Origin of the sequence: Streptomyces sp. NPDC021356, assembly GCF_040641015.1 — a bacterium.
Taxonomy (GTDB): domain Bacteria; phylum Actinomycetota; class Actinomycetes; order Streptomycetales; family Streptomycetaceae; genus Streptomyces.
Map to the genome: position 1 here is coordinate 108,376 of NZ_JBFACU010000003.1, position 16,739 is coordinate 125,114.

Annotated in this window: 15 protein-coding genes; 9 read left to right on the plus strand and 6 right to left on the minus strand. The window is 73.5% G+C overall.

The features are described 5' to 3' along the window. The first annotated feature begins 196 nt into the window (after positions 1–196). On the plus strand, positions 197–856 hold the full coding sequence (locus tag AB0G56_RS04610; RefSeq protein WP_360963573.1) for a GntR family transcriptional regulator: 660 nt from the start codon (positions 197–199) through the stop codon (positions 854–856). Positions 857–1,053: 197 nt separating this feature from the next. On the opposite strand, the gene AB0G56_RS04615 is transcribed toward AB0G56_RS04610, so the two are convergent. Continuing rightward, positions 1,054–1,335, minus strand: coding sequence for an HPr family phosphocarrier protein (locus AB0G56_RS04615; protein ID WP_003981826.1), 282 nt, complete (start codon positions 1,333–1,335; stop codon positions 1,054–1,056). Between the two features lie 203 nt (positions 1,336–1,538). On the opposite strand from AB0G56_RS04615, the gene AB0G56_RS04620 reads away from it, so the two are divergent. The 4 genes from AB0G56_RS04620 to AB0G56_RS04635 all read left to right on the plus strand — a co-directional run bounded on the left by AB0G56_RS04620 (position 1,539) and on the right by AB0G56_RS04635 (position 7,318). Next, on the plus strand, positions 1,539–4,757 hold the full coding sequence (locus AB0G56_RS04620) for a GNAT family N-acetyltransferase (protein ID WP_360963576.1): 3,219 nt from the start codon (positions 1,539–1,541) through the stop codon (positions 4,755–4,757). Between the two features lie 50 nt (positions 4,758–4,807). Further along, positions 4,808–5,404, plus strand: coding sequence for a DUF5998 family protein (locus tag AB0G56_RS04625; protein ID WP_360964242.1), 597 nt, complete (start codon positions 4,808–4,810; stop codon positions 5,402–5,404). Continuing rightward, complete coding sequence (locus AB0G56_RS04630) at positions 5,404–6,597, plus strand: nucleotide pyrophosphatase/phosphodiesterase family protein (protein WP_360963579.1); 1,194 nt, start codon at positions 5,404–5,406, stop codon at positions 6,595–6,597. The genes AB0G56_RS04625 and AB0G56_RS04630 overlap by 1 nt, the downstream gene beginning before the upstream one ends. 61 nt (positions 6,598–6,658) lie before the next feature. After that, positions 6,659–7,318, plus strand: a complete 660-nt coding sequence (locus tag AB0G56_RS04635) for a thymidine kinase (RefSeq protein ID WP_360963582.1) — start codon at positions 6,659–6,661, stop codon at positions 7,316–7,318. A 136-nt stretch (positions 7,319–7,454) separates the two neighbouring features. Here the strand turns inward: AB0G56_RS04635 and AB0G56_RS04640 are convergent, their stop codons facing one another. Continuing rightward, the gene (locus tag AB0G56_RS04640) at positions 7,455–8,285 is read right to left on the minus strand and encodes a VOC family protein (RefSeq protein WP_360963585.1); all 831 of its coding nucleotides are present in this window, start codon (positions 8,283–8,285) and stop codon (positions 7,455–7,457) included. Between the two features lie 243 nt (positions 8,286–8,528). On the opposite strand from AB0G56_RS04640, the gene AB0G56_RS04645 reads away from it, so the two are divergent. Next, positions 8,529–9,380 (plus strand): sulfurtransferase, encoded by an 852-nt coding sequence (locus AB0G56_RS04645; protein WP_360963588.1) that lies wholly within the window; start codon positions 8,529–8,531, stop codon positions 9,378–9,380. Positions 9,381–9,449: 69 nt separating this feature from the next. Here the strand turns inward: AB0G56_RS04645 and sepH are convergent, their stop codons facing one another. Next, the gene (sepH, locus tag AB0G56_RS04650) at positions 9,450–10,499 is read right to left on the minus strand and encodes a septation protein SepH (RefSeq protein ID WP_360963591.1); all 1,050 of its coding nucleotides are present in this window, start codon (positions 10,497–10,499) and stop codon (positions 9,450–9,452) included. A 487-nt stretch (positions 10,500–10,986) separates the two neighbouring features. On the opposite strand from sepH, the gene AB0G56_RS04655 reads away from it, so the two are divergent. Further along, a complete protein-coding gene (locus AB0G56_RS04655; RefSeq protein WP_360963594.1) occupies positions 10,987–11,874 on the plus strand; it encodes a hypothetical protein in 888 nt (295 codons plus the stop codon). Here AB0G56_RS04655 and AB0G56_RS04660 read toward each other — a convergent pair. Then, positions 11,798–13,117 carry a D-arabinono-1,4-lactone oxidase gene (locus AB0G56_RS04660; RefSeq protein WP_360963597.1) on the minus strand — a complete coding sequence of 440 codons (1,320 nt, stop codon included), beginning with the start codon at positions 13,115–13,117 and terminating at the stop codon, positions 11,798–11,800. The two genes, AB0G56_RS04655 and AB0G56_RS04660, sit on opposite strands and share 77 nt — an antisense overlap. After that, positions 13,077–14,315 (minus strand): MFS transporter, encoded by a 1,239-nt coding sequence (locus AB0G56_RS04665; RefSeq protein WP_360963600.1) that lies wholly within the window; start codon positions 14,313–14,315, stop codon positions 13,077–13,079. The genes AB0G56_RS04660 and AB0G56_RS04665 overlap by 41 nt, the downstream gene beginning before the upstream one ends. 126 nt (positions 14,316–14,441) lie before the next feature. Here AB0G56_RS04665 and AB0G56_RS04670 point away from each other — a divergent pair, with 126 nt between their 5' ends. Both AB0G56_RS04670 and AB0G56_RS04675 read left to right on the plus strand, forming a co-directional pair. Continuing rightward, the gene (locus AB0G56_RS04670; protein ID WP_360963603.1) at positions 14,442–15,569 is read left to right on the plus strand and encodes a ferrochelatase; all 1,128 of its coding nucleotides are present in this window, start codon (positions 14,442–14,444) and stop codon (positions 15,567–15,569) included. An 8-nt stretch (positions 15,570–15,577) separates the two neighbouring features. Then, positions 15,578–16,399: an inositol monophosphatase family protein gene (locus AB0G56_RS04675; RefSeq protein WP_360964245.1), complete on the plus strand. Its 822-nt coding sequence runs from the start codon at positions 15,578–15,580 to the stop codon at positions 16,397–16,399. Positions 16,400–16,501: 102 nt separating this feature from the next. Here the strand turns inward: AB0G56_RS04675 and AB0G56_RS04680 are convergent, their stop codons facing one another. Continuing rightward, entirely contained in the window at positions 16,502–16,675 is a 174-nt protein-coding gene (locus AB0G56_RS04680) for a hypothetical protein (RefSeq protein WP_360963605.1), read from the minus strand. Positions 16,676–16,739 lie beyond the last annotated feature (64 nt).

The following is a 16,739-nucleotide window of genomic DNA, read 5'->3' on the forward strand; positions in this document are numbered from 1 at the left end:
CCTGTTTCCGTACTTCAGCACTTCCGCACTTCCGCACTTCCGCACTTCCGTGCTTCCGTGCTTCCGTGCTTCCGTGCTGTCCAAAAAAATATCCCCGGATTCCTTCACGCCGTCGGAAATTCCCGCGCGTTGTCATAGAGTCACGGAACACGCGTTCATCGCGGGAGTTCCACGGGGATCAATGCGGAGGTCGGTCATGCGCGTTCCGGCGCACGCGGTGTGCACGGCGATCCGGGACGACATCGTCGCCGGGGTCCACGAACGCGGCACCAGGCTCACCGAGGAAGTCCTCGCACGCCGCTACGGCGTCTCGCGCGTGCCCGTGCGCGAGGCGCTGCGCACCCTGGAGGCCGAGGGCTTCGTCGTGACCCGGCGGCACGCGGGCGCCTGCGTCGCCGAGCCGACCGAGCAGGAGGCCGCCGACCTGCTGGAGATGCGCCTCCTGCTGGAGCCGCTGGGTGCCGCGCGGGCCGCCCAGCGGCGCACCGAGGCCCATCTGAAGGTGCTGCGAGGCCTGGTCAGGCTGGGGCAGGAGCGGGCGGTGAGCGGCGGCGGCGAGGAACTGCGGTCCCTGGCGGCCTGGTTCCACGAGACCCTGGCCCAGGCCTGCGGCAGCGCCGCGCTGAGCACCGTACTGGCGCAGGTGCGGCACAAGATCGCCTGGATGTACGGGGTGCCGGACGCGGCCGACCCGGTGGAGGCGTGGGCCGAGCACGGGGCGATCACGGACGCCGTGGCACGCGGCGACACCGAACGCGCCCGGGCACTCGCCGCCCTGCACACCGAACGGGTGACCGCCGCGCACCGAGTGAGGACTCTGAAACGTCCCCTCAACACATCGGGCGGACGGAATTAACACGACTGCGGTATACAAAGAGGAAATCGCCTGAGGGGTTGCCCGGGGCGGTATTCACGCTGCCTTGAATTGGTTCAGGCGTCCCCGACGCGCTCCGCATTTCCCGCCACCGGGGCCATACGAAAACCGCGCCGCCCGGAAAGATGGGGACGACGCGGTTTCCGTACGCGATATGTGCCGCCGCGACCGGCGACCGGTCAGACGGTCTCGGGAAGCTCCTCGAGCCCCTCGGCGACCAGCTTGGCCAGCCGGTCCAGGGCGGCGTCCGCGCCCTCGGCGTCGGAGGCGAGGACGATCTCCTCGCCGCCCTGCGCACCGAGGCCGAGGACGGCCAGCATGGAGGCCGCGTTGACGGGGTTGCCGTCGGCCTTGGCGATCGTCACGGGGACCCCTGAGGCCGTGGCGGCCCGGACGAAGATGGAAGCGGGGCGGGCGTGGAGGCCCTCGGCCCAGCCGACGTTGACGCGGCGCTCAGCCATGTGATGCTGCCCTTCAGTGTTTCAGGTTGTCTAGACCAGTTTCCCATACGTGAAGCACGTCCCGGACGGCACCGGAGCCGGTACCCCGGCGGCGCCGGACCGCGGCCTCGGTCCGGCGGGGCTCCGCCCCGGGCGCGTCTTCGCGCGTGTCCCCCACAGACTGCCTCGCGCCGTTGTCGGACGCGAGCCGTACTCTGGGGCCCATGCACACCTCGTCGGACCGGCAGGAGTACCCCGCGCACTGGGAGGCCGACGTGGTGCTGCGCGACGGCGGCACCGCGCGGATCCGCCCGATCACCGCCGAGGACGCCGACCGGCTGGTCAGCTTCTACGAACAGGTGTCTGACGAGTCCAAGTACTACCGCTTCTTCGCGCCGTACCCGCGACTGTCCGCGAAGGACGTCCACCGCTTCACGCACCACGACTTCGTGGACCGGGTGGGACTCGCGGCCACGATCGGCGGCGAGTTCATCGCCACCGTACGCTACGACCGCGTCGGCACGGCGGGAGCGGCCGCCTCCGCCCGCCCGTCGCCCCCCACCGCCCCTGCCACAGGGCGCGCCGCACCCGCGCCCCCCGTCTCCGACGAGGCCGAGGTCGCCTTCCTGGTGCAGGACGCCCATCAGGGCCGCGGGGTCGCCTCCGCCCTCCTGGAGCACATCGCGGCCGTCGCCCGCGAGCGCGGCATCCGCCGCTTCACCGCCGAGGTGCTGCCCGCCAACAACAAGATGATCAAGGTGTTCACCGATGCCGGGTTCACCCAGAAGCGCAGCTTCGAGGACGGCGTCGTACGCCTGGAGTTCGACATCGAGCCCACCGACCGCTCGCTGGCCGTGCAGCGCGCGCGGGAGCAGCGCGCGGAGGCGCGGTCGGTGCGGCGGCTGCTGACGCCGGGCTCGGTCGCCGTCATCGGAGTGGGCCGCACCCGCGGGGGTGTGGGCCGCAGCATCCTCGACCACATGCGTGAGGCCGGCTTCCCGGGCCGGCTGTACGCCGTCAACCGGGCCTTCGGCGAGGAGCGCGGGGAGATCGACGGGGTGCCCGCACACCACTCGGTCCGGGAGATCGACGGGCCGGTCGACCTCGCCGTGGTCGCCGTGCCGGCCGCCCACGTCCCCGAGGTGGTCACCGAGTGCGGCGAGCACGGCGTGCAGGGACTCGTCGTGGTCTCCGCCGGGTACGCCGAGAGCGGCCCGGAGGGGCGGGAGCGCCAGCGCGCCCTGGTGCGGCAGGCACGCACGTACGGCATGCGGATCGTCGGGCCCAACGCCTTCGGCATCCTCAACACCTCGCCCCAGGTCCGGCTGAACGCCTCCCTCGCCCCCGAGATGCCCCGCCCCGGCCGGATCGGCATGTTCGCCCAGTCCGGTGCCATCGGCATCGCCCTGCTCTCCCGGCTGCACCGGCGCGGCGGCGGGGTGACCGGGGTGACGGGCGTGTCGACGTTCGTCTCCGCCGGCAACCGCGCGGACGTCTCGGGCAACGACGTCCTCCAGTACTGGTACGACGATCCGGACACCGACGTCGCACTGATGTACCTGGAGTCCATCGGCAACCCGCGCAAGTTCACCCGCCTCGCCCGGCGCACGGCGGCGGCGAAGCCGCTCGTCGTCGTGCAGGGGGCCGGATCGGGCCCGCAGGGGCACGCCGTCCGGGCGACGCGCCTGCCGCACGCGACGGTGTCCGCGCTGCTGCGGCAGGCCGGCGTCATCCGGGTCGACACCATCACGGAGCTGGTCGACACCGGGCTGCTGCTGGCCCGGCAGCCGCTGCCCGCCGGGCCCCGGGTGGCGATCCTCGGCAACTCCGAGTCGCTGGGCGTGCTCACCTACGACCGGTGCCTGGCGGAGGGCCTGCGCCCGCAGCCGCCGCTGGACCTCACGACGGCGGCGTCGGCGGAGGACTTCCGCACGGCGCTGGCACGGGCGCTCGCCGACGAGACCAGTGACGCGGTGGTGGTCACCGCGATACCCGCACTGGGGGAGGGGGCCGCCGAGGACGCCGCCCTGGCCGAGGCGCTGCGGTCGGCCGCGGAAGCGAGCCCCGGCAAGCCGGTGCTGGTGGTCCACGTCGAACTGGGCGGCCTCGCGGAGGCCCTGTCGGCGGCAGCCAGCACGGGCCCCCAGCCCGCCACGCCGACGGCTCCGGGTTCCCCCCTGGTTCCCGGCTCCCCGGCCACCTCCGCCTCACCGGCCGTTCCAGGCTCCCCGGCCGTTCCAGGCTCGCCAGCGGCTCCTGGCTCACCGGCGGCTCCAGGCTCACAAGCCGCTCCCGGTTCACCCGCTGCTCCGGGTTCGCCCCTCGTTCCCGGCTCGCCCGCCGTTCCCGGCCCACCGGCCGCTTCCGGATCTCCCGCCACTACTGGCTCGCCCGCCGTCCCCGGCTCCCCGCCGGTCTCGTTCCCCGGCGCCGGTCCGTACCCGGCATCGCCCCCCGCCACCGAGGTCCCCGACCGGGCCGCCACTGCCACCGCCGCCCCCGGCCGCACCCCTGCTCCAGCCGTCACCGGATCCACCCCCGCCCCCGTCTCCAACCCCTCGCCCACCCCGCCCGGCGGCCCCCGGCTCATCCCCGCCTACCCGGCCGCCGAGCGGGCCGTGCGGGCGCTCGCCGAAGCCGTCCGGTACGGGCAGTGGCGGCGGGAGGCGGCCGACCCCGGCAAGGTGCCCGAGTACGAGGACATCGACGAGAAGGGCGCCGCCGCCCTCATCGGCGGCCTGCTCGCGCGCGGCCAGGGCCTCACCCTCGGCACGGAGGGGACCTGCGCGCTGCTCGGCCGCTACGGCATCCCCGTCCGCCGTGCCGTCCCCGCGCCCACCCCCGACGCCGCCGCGGAAGCCGCCCGCACCCTCGGCTACCCGGTAGCCCTGAAGGCCACCGCCCCGCACCTGCGCCACCGCGCCGACCTGGGAGGCGTCCGCCTCGACCTGGCCGACGAGGAGCAACTGCGCCGGGCGTACGCGGAGTTGACGGACCTGTTCGGGACCCCGCAGGAAGTGCGGCCGGTGGTGCAGACGATGGCGCCCAGGGGCGTCGACACGGTCGTACGGTCCGTCATCGACCCGGCGGCCGGCGCGGTGCTCTCCTTCGGGCTCGCCGGCGCCGCCTCCCAACTGCTCGACGACATGGCGCACCGGCTGGTCCCGGTGACCGGCCGGGAGGCGACCTCCATGATCCGTTCCATCCGGACGGCCCCCCTGCTGTTCGGCTGGCGCGGCTCGGCCCCGGTCGACACCCTCGCCCTCGAGCAACTGCTGCTGCGTGTGTCCCGGCTGGTCGACGACCACCCGGAGGTCGTCGCCGTCACCCTGGAGCCGGTCGTCGTCGCCCCGCGCGGGCTGAGCGTCCTCGGCGCGAGCGTGCGCCTCGCGCCCCCGCCCGTCCGTGACGACCTCGGCCCGCGCACCCTCCCGGCTTACTGACCGCATCCCCCGCACCGACCGGTGCCTCGCAGTCAGTGCCTCCCCGTAGGATGGACGGCATGGCCAAGACCAGTACGACGACCCAGGGGCTGCGGACGGCGATCGAACGCAGCGGCTACTACCCGGCTCTCGTGGCCGAGGCGGTGGAGGCCGCCGTGGGCGGCGAGCCCATCCGGTCGTACCTGGTCCACCAGGAGACCACCTTCGACCAGAACGAGGTACGGCGCCACGTCACGGTGCTCGTCCTCACCGGCAACCGCTTCATCGTCAGCCACACCGACGAGCAGGCGGCCGACAGCACCTCCCCGACCCCGTACGCCACCACGTCCACGGAGTCGGTGAAGCTCGGCCGGATCTCCTCGGTCGTCGTCAGCCGGGTCGTCGCCAACCCGGAGCAGTACACGCCGGGCACCCTGCCCCGCGAGGTCGTCCTCACCATCGGCTGGGGCGCCGTCTCCCGCATCGACCTGGAGCCCGCCGCCTGCGGCGACCCGAACTGCGAGGCGGACCACGGCTACACCGGCAACTCGACCGCCGACGACCTCAGCCTCCGCGTCAGCGAGGCCGGGGACGGCCCGGAGACCGTGCGCCAGGCCCTCGCCTTCGCCCAGGCCATCTCCGAGGCCACCGCGGACGTCACCCGCTGATGTCGGCACAGCCCACCGCCTGGGACCACCCCGAGCCCCTGGCCGTCGAGTCCGCGCCCGTCCCCGAGTACGGGTCGGGGTCGCTCGCCGACCTGCTGCCCACCCTGGCCGCGGGCATGGGCGTTCCCGAGACGACGGCGGCGATCGCCGAGCTGGCCCCCGCCGACCGTGCCTGCGTCTTCCTGATCGACGGCCTCGGCTGGGAGCAGCTGAGGGCGCACCCTGACGAAGCGCCCTTCCTGACCTCCCTGCTCGGCAGCTCGCGCGGCGGCACCGGCCGGCCGCTCACCGCCGGCTACCCGGCCACCACCGCGACCTCCCTCGCCTCCGTCGGCACCGGCCTGCCCCCCGGCGCGCACGGCCTGCCCGGTTACACCGTGCGCGACCCGTCCACCGGTGCACTGATGAACCAGCTGCGCTGGCAGCCGTACACCGATCCGCGCCCCTGGCAGCCGTACCCCACCGTCTTCGAGCTGGCCCACCGCGCCGGGGTGCACGCCGCGCAGGTCTCCTCACCGACCTTCCAGAACACCCCGCTCACCAAGGTCGCGCTCAGCGGAGGCACCTTCCTGGGGCGGCTGACCGGCGAAGACCGCATGGACGTGGCGGCCGAGCAGCTCGCCGCCGGTGACCGCGCCCTCGTCTACACGTACTATTCCGAACTCGACGGCGCCGGCCACCGCTTCGGCGTGGAATCCGACGCCTGGCGGGGCCAGTTGATGTACGTCGACCGGCTGGTCCAGCGGCTGGCCGAGCAGCTTCCGCCGCGCAGTGCCCTCTACGTCACGGCCGACCACGGCATGGTCGACATCCTGTTCGACGAGGAGCACCGCATCGACTTCGACGAGGACTGGGAGCTGCGCGCCGGGGTCGCCCTGCTCGGCGGCGAGGGCCGCGCCCGGCACGTCTACGCGGTGCCGGGTGCCGCGGGCTCCGTGCTGACCTGCTGGCGCGAGGTGCTGGGCGAGCAGTTCTGGGTGGCCTCGCGGGACGAGGCGATCGACGCCGGCTGGTTCGGTCCCCGCATCGACGAGCGGGTGTACGCGCGGATCGGCGACGTCGTCGCGGCGGCCCGCGACGACGTCCTGCTCATCGCCTCGGAGCGGGAACCCAAGGAGTCCTCGATGGCCGGCAACCACGGCTCCATGACCCCTGCCGAGCAGTTGGTCCCGCTCCTCGAAGTACGCTCCTGACGCTCCCGCCCGCGATCTCCTTCCCGCCCGCCCCGCCTCGCCGAAAGGTGCCCGCCCCCTCATGCCCGAGCTGGTGTTCTTCTCCGGAACCATGGACTGCGGGAAGTCGACACTGGCTCTCCAGATCGAGCACAACCGCTCGGCGCGCGGCCTCGCCGGCATGATCTTCACCCGCGACGACCGGGCGGGCGAGGGCAAACTCTCCTCACGGCTCGGCCTGGTCACGGACGCGGTGGAGGTCGAGGACGGCGTCGACCTGTACGCCTACCTCGTCGACCACCTCTCCCAGGGCGGCCGGGCCGACTACGTGATCGCCGACGAGGCGCAGTTCCTCGCTCCGGGACAGATCGACCAGCTCGCCCGCGTCGTCGACGACCTGGAGATCGACGTCTACGCGTTCGGCATCACGACGGACTTCCGCTCCAAGCTGTTCCCCGGCTCCCAGCGCCTGGTCGAACTGGCCGACCGGGTCGAGGTGCTCCAGGTCGAGGCCCTGTGCTGGTGCGGCGCCCGCGCCACGCACAACGCCCGCACGGTGGGCGGCGTCATGGTCGTCGAGGGCGCCCAGGTGGTCGTGGGCGACGTCGACCAGTCCGAGGACGAGGTCGGTTACGAGGTACTGTGCCGCCGCCACCACCGTCGCCGCATGACGGCGGCCTCGGCCCGGGCGGCGGCACTGTCGCCGGACGTCCTCCCGGTGGAGCCGGGCACCCGCCGCTGACACCGGAGGCGTCGGCCGCGCCGAGCCGGCCGGGCGAACCCGGACCGAGCCTCACGCGAGAGGGTGACGACGACCCCGCCGCGTTCCTGCGGTCCCGGTGCGCCGAGCGCATTCCCCGCCGCTCGGAACTGCCGCGTCAGCGGCCGCTCCGCACCAGGGCGAACCGGGCCCCCTCGGGGTCCGCGACCGTGGCCGCCCGGCCGTGGGCGGTCTCCCGCGCCGGAGCGAGGACACGGCCACCGAGCCCGATCACGCGCTCCAGCGCCGCGTCCACGTCGTCGACCGCGAAGTACGTCGTCCAGTGGGACCCCCCGTCGTGCCGCAGGGCAGGCCCCACGCCGAGGATCCCCGCGACCGGGCGGCCGTCGAGGCACAGAGTGACCTGGTCGACGGCCTCCCCGTCCGCGCCGGTACCGCCGGACTCGGACTCAGCCCGCCGTTCCTCGTAACCGAACAGCGTCCCGTAGAACTTGGCGACGTTCGCGGTCTCGAAGGTCCGCAGCTCGTTCCAGACGGGCGTGCCGGGCACCCCGCCGGCGTTCGTGCCGCGCTCGGCCGGCACCTGCCAGACGCCGAAGACCGCCCCCGAGGGATCGCAGCCCAGGGCCAGCCGGCCGGCCGCGCCCGCGTCGAGCGGCCCCACCCCGACCGTGCCGCCGCACAGCCGTACCGTTTCCGCCGTCAGATCCACGTCGTCCGAGACGAGATACGGCGTCCACGCGACGGGCAGCTGCCGGTCGGCGGGCAACCGGCCGATCCCCGCCACGTGCCGTCCGCCCAGCAGTGCCCGCACGTACGGGCCGAGCTGGGGCGGCCCCGGTTCGAACTCCCAGCCGAACAGCTCCCCGTAGAAGGCCTGTGTCGCCGTCATGTCGTGGACCATCAGGCTCACCCAGCAGGGTGCGCCGGGCGTGTGCCGAGCGGGTGTCCGGCCGTCGCGTCCGGTCGGCCCCGGTGCCTGCGTCATCGTCACTCTCTCCTTCGGCCATCGAGGTGGCCGCGTCGATTCCGCTCTTCCCCCGGACCCCGGTCGATGACCGGAGGATGCCCCCTGTGCGGTGTCCTGCCCGTTTCGGCTCGCTTGCCGGCGGATGTCGATCGGCTGCACAGCATGTGGCCGATCCCGTACGCCTCGTGATCGGACCTGTCCGGCCGAGCAGAGTAGCGGGACCTGGACGCCGCGGCCACCCCGTGCGCGAGGATGGTGACCATGAACGCCATCATCTCCGCATCCGAACTGGCGACCGCCCTCGCCGGGCCGAACCCGCCGGTCGTCCTCGACGTGCGCTGGCAGCTCAGCGTGGCCAAGGCCGCCGGGGAGCCACCCTTCGACGGGCGCGCCGCGTACGCGTCGGGGCACGTCCCCGGCGCCGTCTTCGTCGACCTGGACCGCGAACTGGCCTCGGCACCGGGCCCCGACGGCCGGCACCCGCTGCCCGGCACCGAGCAGTTCGGTGCGGCGATGCGCCGCGCCGGGGTCCGCTCCGCAGTGCCGGTCGTCGTCTACGACGGCGGGCAGGGCTGGGCGGCGGCTCGCGCGTGGTGGCTGCTGCGCTGGACCGGGCACTCCGACGTACAGGTCCTTGACGGGGGCCTGGCGGCCTGGGACGGACCGCTGGAGACGACGGTCCGCGAGCCGGACGCGGGTGATTTCACGCCGTCGCCCGGCGCCCTGGAACTGCTCGACGCCGACGGCGCGGGGGAGTTGGCCCGCTCCGGAGTGCTGTTCGACGCGCGCGCGGGGGAGCGCTACCGCGGTGAGGTGGAGCCGATCGACCGCGTCGGCGGCCACATCCCGGGCGCGGTGTCCGCGCCCACGACCGAGAACGTGGGCCCCGACGGTCGTTTCCTGCCCGCGGCCGAGCTGCGGGAGCGGTTCCGCGCGCTGGGCGCGGCCGACGACACGCACGTGGGTGTGTACTGCGGCTCGGGCGTCTCCGGCGCGCACGAGGTGCTGGCCCTGGCCGTGGCGGGCATTCCGGCGGCGCTGTACGTCGGCTCGTGGTCGGAGTGGTCCTCGGACCCCTCGCGTCCGGTGGCGGTGGGAGCCGATCCGCAGTAGGCGCGGGCAGCGCGCACGGGAAGGGCCGCGCCGGTCCGCGCGGCCCTCCTTCCCGTACGCGGTCGCCTGCTACTCCTGCTTCTTGCGGCGGGTGCCGAAGACGATCTCGTCCCAGCTCGGGACGGCGGCCCGGCGGCCGGGCCGGACACCGTCCGCCTCGGCCTGGCGGTCGGTCGCGCCGACGAGGCGGTCACGGTGGCTGCTGACCGAGCGGGGCATGAGAACGTCCGCGTAGGCGGAACCGGCACCGGCGGACGCCGCGGGGGCGGGCGGTTCCTCCACCGCCGCCTCCTGGTCGGGCTCCTCCACGGGCTCCGGTGTGCGCTCGGGCACCACCAGGTCGCCGCGGAAGCTCGGCACCGCCTCCAGCAGGCTGGTCAGGGAGTCACGCTCGCCCGCGCTCTCCTCGGCCGGTTCGAGCGCCTGCGCGGGCAGCGCGGGACGATCCCGGTCGCGCTCCCGGTCGCGTTCCCTGTCCAAGGGGCGGTCGCGGGGCAGCCGGGCGATGCGCGGCACGAACGGGAAGCTGGGTTCCGGGGCGCCGAGGTCGTCGGACTCGCCGATCAGGGCGCGCGCCTCCGAGTCGACGGCCTGCACCAGGCGTCGCGGCGGGTCGTACGTCCAGCTCGCCGAGTGCGGTTCGCCCGCGACCAGGTAGACCAGCAGGACCTCCCAGGTGCCGTCGTCGCGGCGCCAGGAGTCCCACTGCACGGTGTCCTTCTCGGCGCCGCGCAGCAGCAGCCGTTCCTGGACGGCCTCGCCGAGCAGCGGTCCGGAGTTCTCGCCGGGGCGGCGGACCGGGGTCTTGCGGGCCCGCTCGGCCATGAAGGCGCGCTCGGCGAGTACGGGGCCCTCGAAGCGGCGTACGCGGTCCACGGGGATGCCGGCGAGCTGGGCGACCTCTTCCGCGGTCGCACCTGCTCTTATCCGCGCCTGGATGTCGCGGGGGCGGAGATGGCTCTCCACCTCGATCTCGATCTGGCCGAGGCGGGGACGGTCGCCGCGCACGGCGGCGCGGAGCCGTTCGTCGATGGGAAGCGTGTACTCCGTGCTGTCCGCAGCCTTCAGCACCAGCCGTGTGCCGTCATTGGAGACGGCCACGACACGCAGTTCGGGCATGGGGACCTCCCGGGTGGTGCCTGCCGACGTCACGTGCGTCGCTGCTTCCGCTAGTCGAGTGTGGCCTGCCCGGGTGCAGCCTGCCACAACCTTGCCGAGTTGCCCGGCGTGTCGGGCACGGGCCCTGGATCGCCGTTATGGCACGGTTACCAGTTCACCACGCTCAGTGACCAACTGCGTCACCCTGTGCAACCAGCCCCCTCCCGGCGGTCCAGCAGGTCTCGGACACCCCGGCGGGAGGCCGGACCCAGGGCTCGCAACAGTACTCCATTCGGACCACGTGCGTGGATCGGCGCGCCGCCCAACTTCTGGCGAGGCGAAGGACTTGGCCGCCCCTGACCCGTTTTATCGATCATGAACGTGGCGTACTTCACGTAATCACCAGAAACGGAACTAACGGTTTCGTCCGTACGTCCCTTTCTCGTGCAGTCGGCCGATCAGATCCCGAAGGCCGGTCATGTACGGGAGAGGCAGGCAAGGTCCGGGTATGCGCGAAAAGCCCGAGAGCGGTGGCGGGGCGAGTGCGGGGGAGGAAGTGAGGAAGCGGCGGATCGACCTGAACGTGCCCCAGGTCGCGGGCAGTGCCGTGGCCGCGGTGGTGGCCGCGAAACTCGCCTCGTACTTCGGCGTCTACGGCACGATCCTCGGGGCCGGCGTCGTCAGTGTGGTCGCCACCTGCGGCGGCTCGGTCTTCCAGCACTTCTTCCGGCGCACCGGCGAGCAGATCCGCACCGTCACCGTCCCCACTACCCGGCCGGTGGCGGCCGGTGCGCCCGCCGGGGTGCCCGCCGGGCGCGGCGCCCCGGCCCCCGGCGAGTTCTCCGAGGGCACGGTCTACCGGGCCCGCGTGAAGAGCTGGAAGCGGCCGGTGATCGCGGCGGCCCTGGTGTTCGGGGTCACCATGGCCGGCATCACCGCCTACGAACTGGTGTCGGGCAGCAGCTTCAGCGGCCGGGGCGGCACCACGGTCGGCGACGCCGTGACCGGTCACCGCGGCAAGCCGTCGCCCTCCGGCGGCGACACGCCGCGGACGTCCACCTCCCCGGGCGCGGGCACCGGAACGGGTGACGGACACGCGCCGGGCGACACCTCCCAAGGTCCTGGCCGGGGCACGGCGGGGAGCCCGACACCGACCCCCGGCGCCGGCACGGGCTCGGCGGACACGGGGAGCGGAGGCGGCGCGGGCGCCGGGAGCGCGGACGGCGGCGCGGGAACCGGAGGCCGGACCTCCGCGGGACCGGGCGGGGACGGCACGCGGGGCACCGGCGGCACGGCCACCCCCGAACCGGGTGCCTCGGCTACTGCCCCAGCACCCTCCGCAAGTAGTCATTCTGGAAACGGCGTTCAGGATCCAGCCGGTCCCGCAGCGCAGTGAACTCGCCGAACCGCGGATACACCCGCGCGAAGTACTCCGCGTCCCTGGTGTGGATCTTCCCCCAGTGCGGCCGTCCCTCGTGCGCGGTGAAGATGCGCTCGGCGGCGGTGAAGTACCGCTGGTAGGGCGTGCCACGGAACATGTGGACCGCGATGTAGGCGCTGTCCCGGCCCGAGGCGGTGGACAGGGTGATGTCGTCGGCGGGCGCGGTGCGCACCTCCACCGGGAAGCTCACGCGCAGGCCGGAACGGTCGACCATCGCCTTCAGCTCACGCAGGGTGTCCGCCAGGGCCGCCCGCGGAACGGCGTACTCCATCTCCACGAAGCGCACCCGGCGCGGCGAGGTGAAGACCTTGTACGGGATGTCGGTGTACGTCCGCGCGGACAGCGCCCGGCTGGAGATGCGGGCGATCGCCGGGACGGCCGCGGGCGCCGCCCGGCCGACCCAGTTGGCCACCTGGAAGACCCCGTTGGACAGGAACTCGTCCTCGAACCAGCCGGCCAGCGGTCCCACCGGCGCCTCGGGGCCCGCGCTGCGGTTGTTGCGCTTGGTGTTGGTGCTGTCGGTGTGCGGGAACCAGTAGAACTCGAAGTGCTCGTTCTCCGCCCAGAGCTGGTCGAACTCCGTCAGCACCCGGTCCAGGCGCATCGGTTCCTCGCGGGCGGTCAGCAGGAAGACCGGTTCCACCGCGAACGTGATCGCCGTGATGATGCCGAGCGCGCCGAGGCCCACCCGGGCCGCCGCGAAGACCTCGGGGTTCTCCTGCGTGGAGCAGCTGAGCACCGAGCCGTCCGCCGTGACCAGTTCCAGGCCCTTGATCTGAGCGGCGATGGAGGCCGACTCACGGCCCGTGCCGTGCGTGCCGGTGCTCGTCGCCCCCGACACCGTCTGCTCCATGATGTCGCCCATGTTGGTGAGCGAGAGCCCCTCGCGCGCCAGCGCCATGTTCAGGCGCTTGAGGGGAGTGCCCGCCTCCACCGTGACCGTCATGGCCCCGCGGTCGATGCCGCGGATGCCGGTGAGCAGCTGCGGGCGGACCAGGACGCCGTCGGTGGCGGCGATGGACGTGAAGGAGTGCCCGGTGCCCACCGCCTTCACCGGCAGACCGTCCTCGGCGGCCCGGCGCACGGCCACGGCCAGCTCCTCCACCGACGCCGGTGTCACCTCCCGCGCGGGACGGGAGCGGACGTTCCCGCCCCAGTTACGCCATATGCCGTTCTTCGCGCTCGCTGTGCTGCCCAACGGTGCCTCCCCGACCCGGAGCCGGCCTGCTGAGCCGGCGGTACCCGAGGAAACCGACCGCGACCGCGACGGCCCCGGCCACCGCCGGGACCCCGTACCCGGAGCGCGCGCCGGAGGAGTCGATCACCCAGCCGGCCACCGACGACCCCAGCGCCACCCCCACCGCGAGCCCGGTGCTCACCCAGGTCATGCCCTCGGTCAGGTGCGCGCGCGGTACGTGCTCTTCGACGAGGGCCATCGTCGTGATCATCGTGGGAGCGACGGACAGGCCCGCAACGAACAGCGCCACGGCCAGAAACGGAAGGTTTCCGACCAGTAGGAGGGGGATCATACTCACGGCCATCGTGCATATGCCCAGCAGCCAGCGGCGGGCGGGCGCTCCCGAGGGCCGCAGCAGTCCGAACAGCACGCCCGCCGTGCACGAGCCCGCCGCGTACAGCGCGAGCACGACACTGGCGGCGCCCTTGTGGCCCCGCTCGTCGGCGAAGGCCACGGTGACCACGTCCACCGCCCCGAAGATCGACCCGGTCGCCACGAAGGTGGCCACCAGCACCTGGAGGCCGCGCGCCCGCAGCGCCGAACCGCCGCTGTGCTGCTCGCGCGGGTGCGGTGCGGGCTCGGTGGCCCGCTGCGACGTCAGCCAGAAGACGCCCACCGCGAGGAAACAGGCGGCCAGCAGTGGCCCCGCCTCCGGGAACCAGGCCGTCGACAGCCCGATGGAGACGATCGGCCCGAAGATGAAGCAGACCTCGTCCACCACCGACTCGAACGAGTACGCGGTGTGCAGATGCGGGGTGCCCCGGTACAGCGCCGCCCAGCGCGCGCGGACCATCGCCCCCAGCGAGGGCACCGAGCCGATCCCGGCCGCGCACACGAACAGCACCCAGTCCGGCCACCGGAACCAGGCGGCCAGCAGCAGACCCGCCGCCGCGGTGAGCGAGACGAGCGTCGCCGGGCGCAGCACCCGGCGCTGCCCGTACCGGTCGACCAGGCGGGATATCTGGGGTCCGAACGCGGCGGCGGCCAGCGCGATGGTGGCCGACAGGGCGCCCGCGAGCCCGTAGCGCCCGGTCAGCTGGGAGATCATCGTGACCACGCCGATGCCCATCATCGACAGCGGCATCCGGCCGAGGAACCCGGCGGCGGAGAAGCCCTTGGAGCCGGGAGCGGCGAACAGGGCGCGGTACGGGCTGGGCACAGGATCTCCGGGTATCCGGTAAGGCGTGAAAGGAGCTGATACAGCTTACGGCCCCGCCGGTCCCCGGCGCACCCGCTCACGCGGGTCGCAATCCCGGCCGTCGGTGGCGGGTGGCAGGATCGAGACATGTCAGACGTGCTCGATGCCACCCCGTACGACGCCCTGCTCCTGCTCTCCTTCGGCGGCCCCGAGGGGCCGGACGACGTCGTCCCGTTCCTGGAGAACGTGACCCGCGGGCGCGGCATCCCCACCGAACGCCTGAAGGAAGTCGGGCAGCACTACTTCCTCTTCGGCGGGGTCAGCCCCATCAACGCCCAGAACCGCGCCCTGCTGGACGCCCTGCGCAAGGACTTCGCCGAACACGGTCTCGACCTGCCGGTCTACTGGGGCAACCGCAACTGGGCGCCCTACCTGACCGACACCCTGCGGGAGATGGTCCGCGACGGCCGCCGCCGCATCCTGGTCCTGGCCACCAGCGCCTACGCCTCCTACTCGGGCTGCCGCCAGTACCGGGAGAACCTCGCCGACGCGCTGGCGACGCTCGAAGCCGAGGGCCTGGAGCTGCCGAGGATCGACAAGCTGCGGCACTACTTCAACCACCCGGGCTTCGTCGAGCCCATGATCGACGGCGTGATCGAGTCCCTCGCCGACCTGCCCGGCGACGTCCGCGACGGCGCCCACATCGCCTTCACCACCCACTCCATCCCCACCTCGGCCGCCGACACCTCCGGCCCCGCCGAGGAGCACGGCGACGGCGGGGCGTACGTCCGCGAGCACCTGGACGTGGCCCGGCTGATCGCCGACGCGGTCCGCGAGCGCACCGGCGTCGACCACCCCTGGCAGCTCGTCTACCAGTCGCGCTCCGGCGCCCCGCACATCCCGTGGCTGGAACCCGACATCTGCGACCACCTCGAAGAGCGGCACGCGGCCGGGGTCCCCGCCGTCGTCATGGCACCCATCGGCTTCGTCTCCGACCACATGGAGGTGCTGTACGACCTGGACACGGAGGCCAAGGCCCAGGCCGGGGAACTGGGTCTGCCGGTGCGCCGCTCGGCCACCGTCGGCGCCGACCCGCGCTTCGCCGCCGCCGTGCGCGACCTGGTCCTGGAGCGCGCCGCCGCCGAGAGCGGGCGGCGGGTCACGCCGTGCGCCCTGGGCGCGCTCGGCGCGAGCCACGACCTGTGCCCGGTGGGCTGCTGCCCGGCCCGCGCACCCCGCCCCGCCGCCGCGGGCGCCGACAGCCCCTACGCGTGAGGACGACCGTGACCGACGCCCTGCACACCGCACTTCTCCAGATCGCCCTCCAGGCCGCCGCCCGCGCCTCCGACCTGCTCAAGAACGGCCGCCCGGCCGACCTCGGGGTGGCCGCCACCAAGTCCAGCCCGATCGACGTCGTCACCGAGATGGACATCGCCGCCGAGAAACTGATCACCGGCCTGATCGCCGACCGTCGGCCCGACGACGGCTTCCTCGGCGAGGAGGGCGCCGCCACCGAGGGCACCAGCGGCATCCGCTGGGTCGTCGACCCGCTCGACGGCACGGTGAACTACCTCTACGGGCTGCCCACCTGGGCCGTCTCCATCGCGGCCGAGCAGGACGGCGAGACCGTGGTGGGGGTCGTCGCCGCCCCGATGCGCGGGGAGACCTTCCGCGCGGTGCGCGGCCGGGGCGCCTGGGCCTCCGGTATCTGGGCCGGCGAGCGCAAGCTGGCCTGCCGCGCGGACGCCCCCCTGGACCAGGCCCTGGTCTCCACCGGCTTCAACTACGTCACCGACGTCCGCGCCCACCAGGCCGACGTCGCCCGGCGGCTGATCCCGCTCGTCCGCGACATCCGCCGCGGCGGCTCTGCCGCGATCGACCTGTGCGACGTGGCCGCGGGCCGCCTCGACGGCTACTACGAGCGCGGCCTGAACCCCTGGGACTACGCGGCCGGAGACCTGATCGCCCGGGAGGCGGGCGCGGTGACCGGTGGCCGCCCCCAGGAGCGCGTCTCCCGCGACCTGACCATCGCCGCCACCCCCGGCGTCTTCCAGCCCCTCCAGGGCCTCCTGGAGGACTTCGGCGCCTGGCACGACGGCGTTTGACGGCTCCCTCGCCCACGCGAGCAGGGCGCCCCGCGGGCGAGCGGACACGAAACGGGACCCCGGCGCTGGATTCGCCGGGGTCCCGTCACGCGTGCAGGCTCATCAGACGGCGGACACGCCGACCTCCACACCGTGTTCGGCGGCGAGGCGGCGCAGGTCGTCGAGTTCGGCCAGCTCCACCTCGACGAGGAAGTCGTCGCCCTCGTCACGAGCCCGCGTCAGGTCGGACTCGGTCGCCTTTATGCGCTGCAGAAGTCCTGCGGTGAATGCGTCCATGCTGCGCCCCCTCGTCCTGGGTCGTGGGTCGGTGGCACGGGGGTGTGCCGTTGGGAAGGGGCGA

Excerpts from the sequence above, each read along its gene's own strand:
- AB0G56_RS04645 (WP_360963588.1), top strand. The coding sequence starts at position 8,529 with ATGAACGCCATCATCTCCGCATCCGAACTGGCGACCGCCCTCGCCGGG.
- AB0G56_RS04680 (WP_360963605.1), bottom strand. The coding sequence starts at position 16,675 with ATGGACGCATTCACCGCAGGACTTCTGCAGCGCATAAAGGCGACCGAG.
- AB0G56_RS04610 (WP_360963573.1), top strand. The coding sequence starts at position 197 with ATGCGCGTTCCGGCGCACGCGGTGTGCACGGCGATCCGGGACGACATC.
- AB0G56_RS04655 (WP_360963594.1), top strand. The coding sequence starts at position 10,987 with ATGCGCGAAAAGCCCGAGAGCGGTGGCGGGGCGAGTGCGGGGGAGGAA.
- AB0G56_RS04635 (WP_360963582.1), top strand. The coding sequence starts at position 6,659 with ATGCCCGAGCTGGTGTTCTTCTCCGGAACCATGGACTGCGGGAAGTCG.
- sepH (WP_360963591.1), bottom strand. The coding sequence starts at position 10,499 with ATGCCCGAACTGCGTGTCGTGGCCGTCTCCAATGACGGCACACGGCTG.
- AB0G56_RS04630 (WP_360963579.1), top strand. The coding sequence starts at position 5,404 with ATGTCGGCACAGCCCACCGCCTGGGACCACCCCGAGCCCCTGGCCGTC.
- AB0G56_RS04620 (WP_360963576.1), top strand. The coding sequence starts at position 1,539 with ATGCACACCTCGTCGGACCGGCAGGAGTACCCCGCGCACTGGGAGGCC.
- AB0G56_RS04640 (WP_360963585.1), bottom strand. The coding sequence starts at position 8,285 with ATGACGCAGGCACCGGGGCCGACCGGACGCGACGGCCGGACACCCGCT.
- AB0G56_RS04615 (WP_003981826.1), bottom strand. The coding sequence starts at position 1,335 with ATGGCTGAGCGCCGCGTCAACGTCGGCTGGGCCGAGGGCCTCCACGCC.
- AB0G56_RS04625 (WP_360964242.1), top strand. The coding sequence starts at position 4,808 with ATGGACGGCATGGCCAAGACCAGTACGACGACCCAGGGGCTGCGGACG.
- AB0G56_RS04670 (WP_360963603.1), top strand. The coding sequence starts at position 14,442 with ATGTCAGACGTGCTCGATGCCACCCCGTACGACGCCCTGCTCCTGCTC.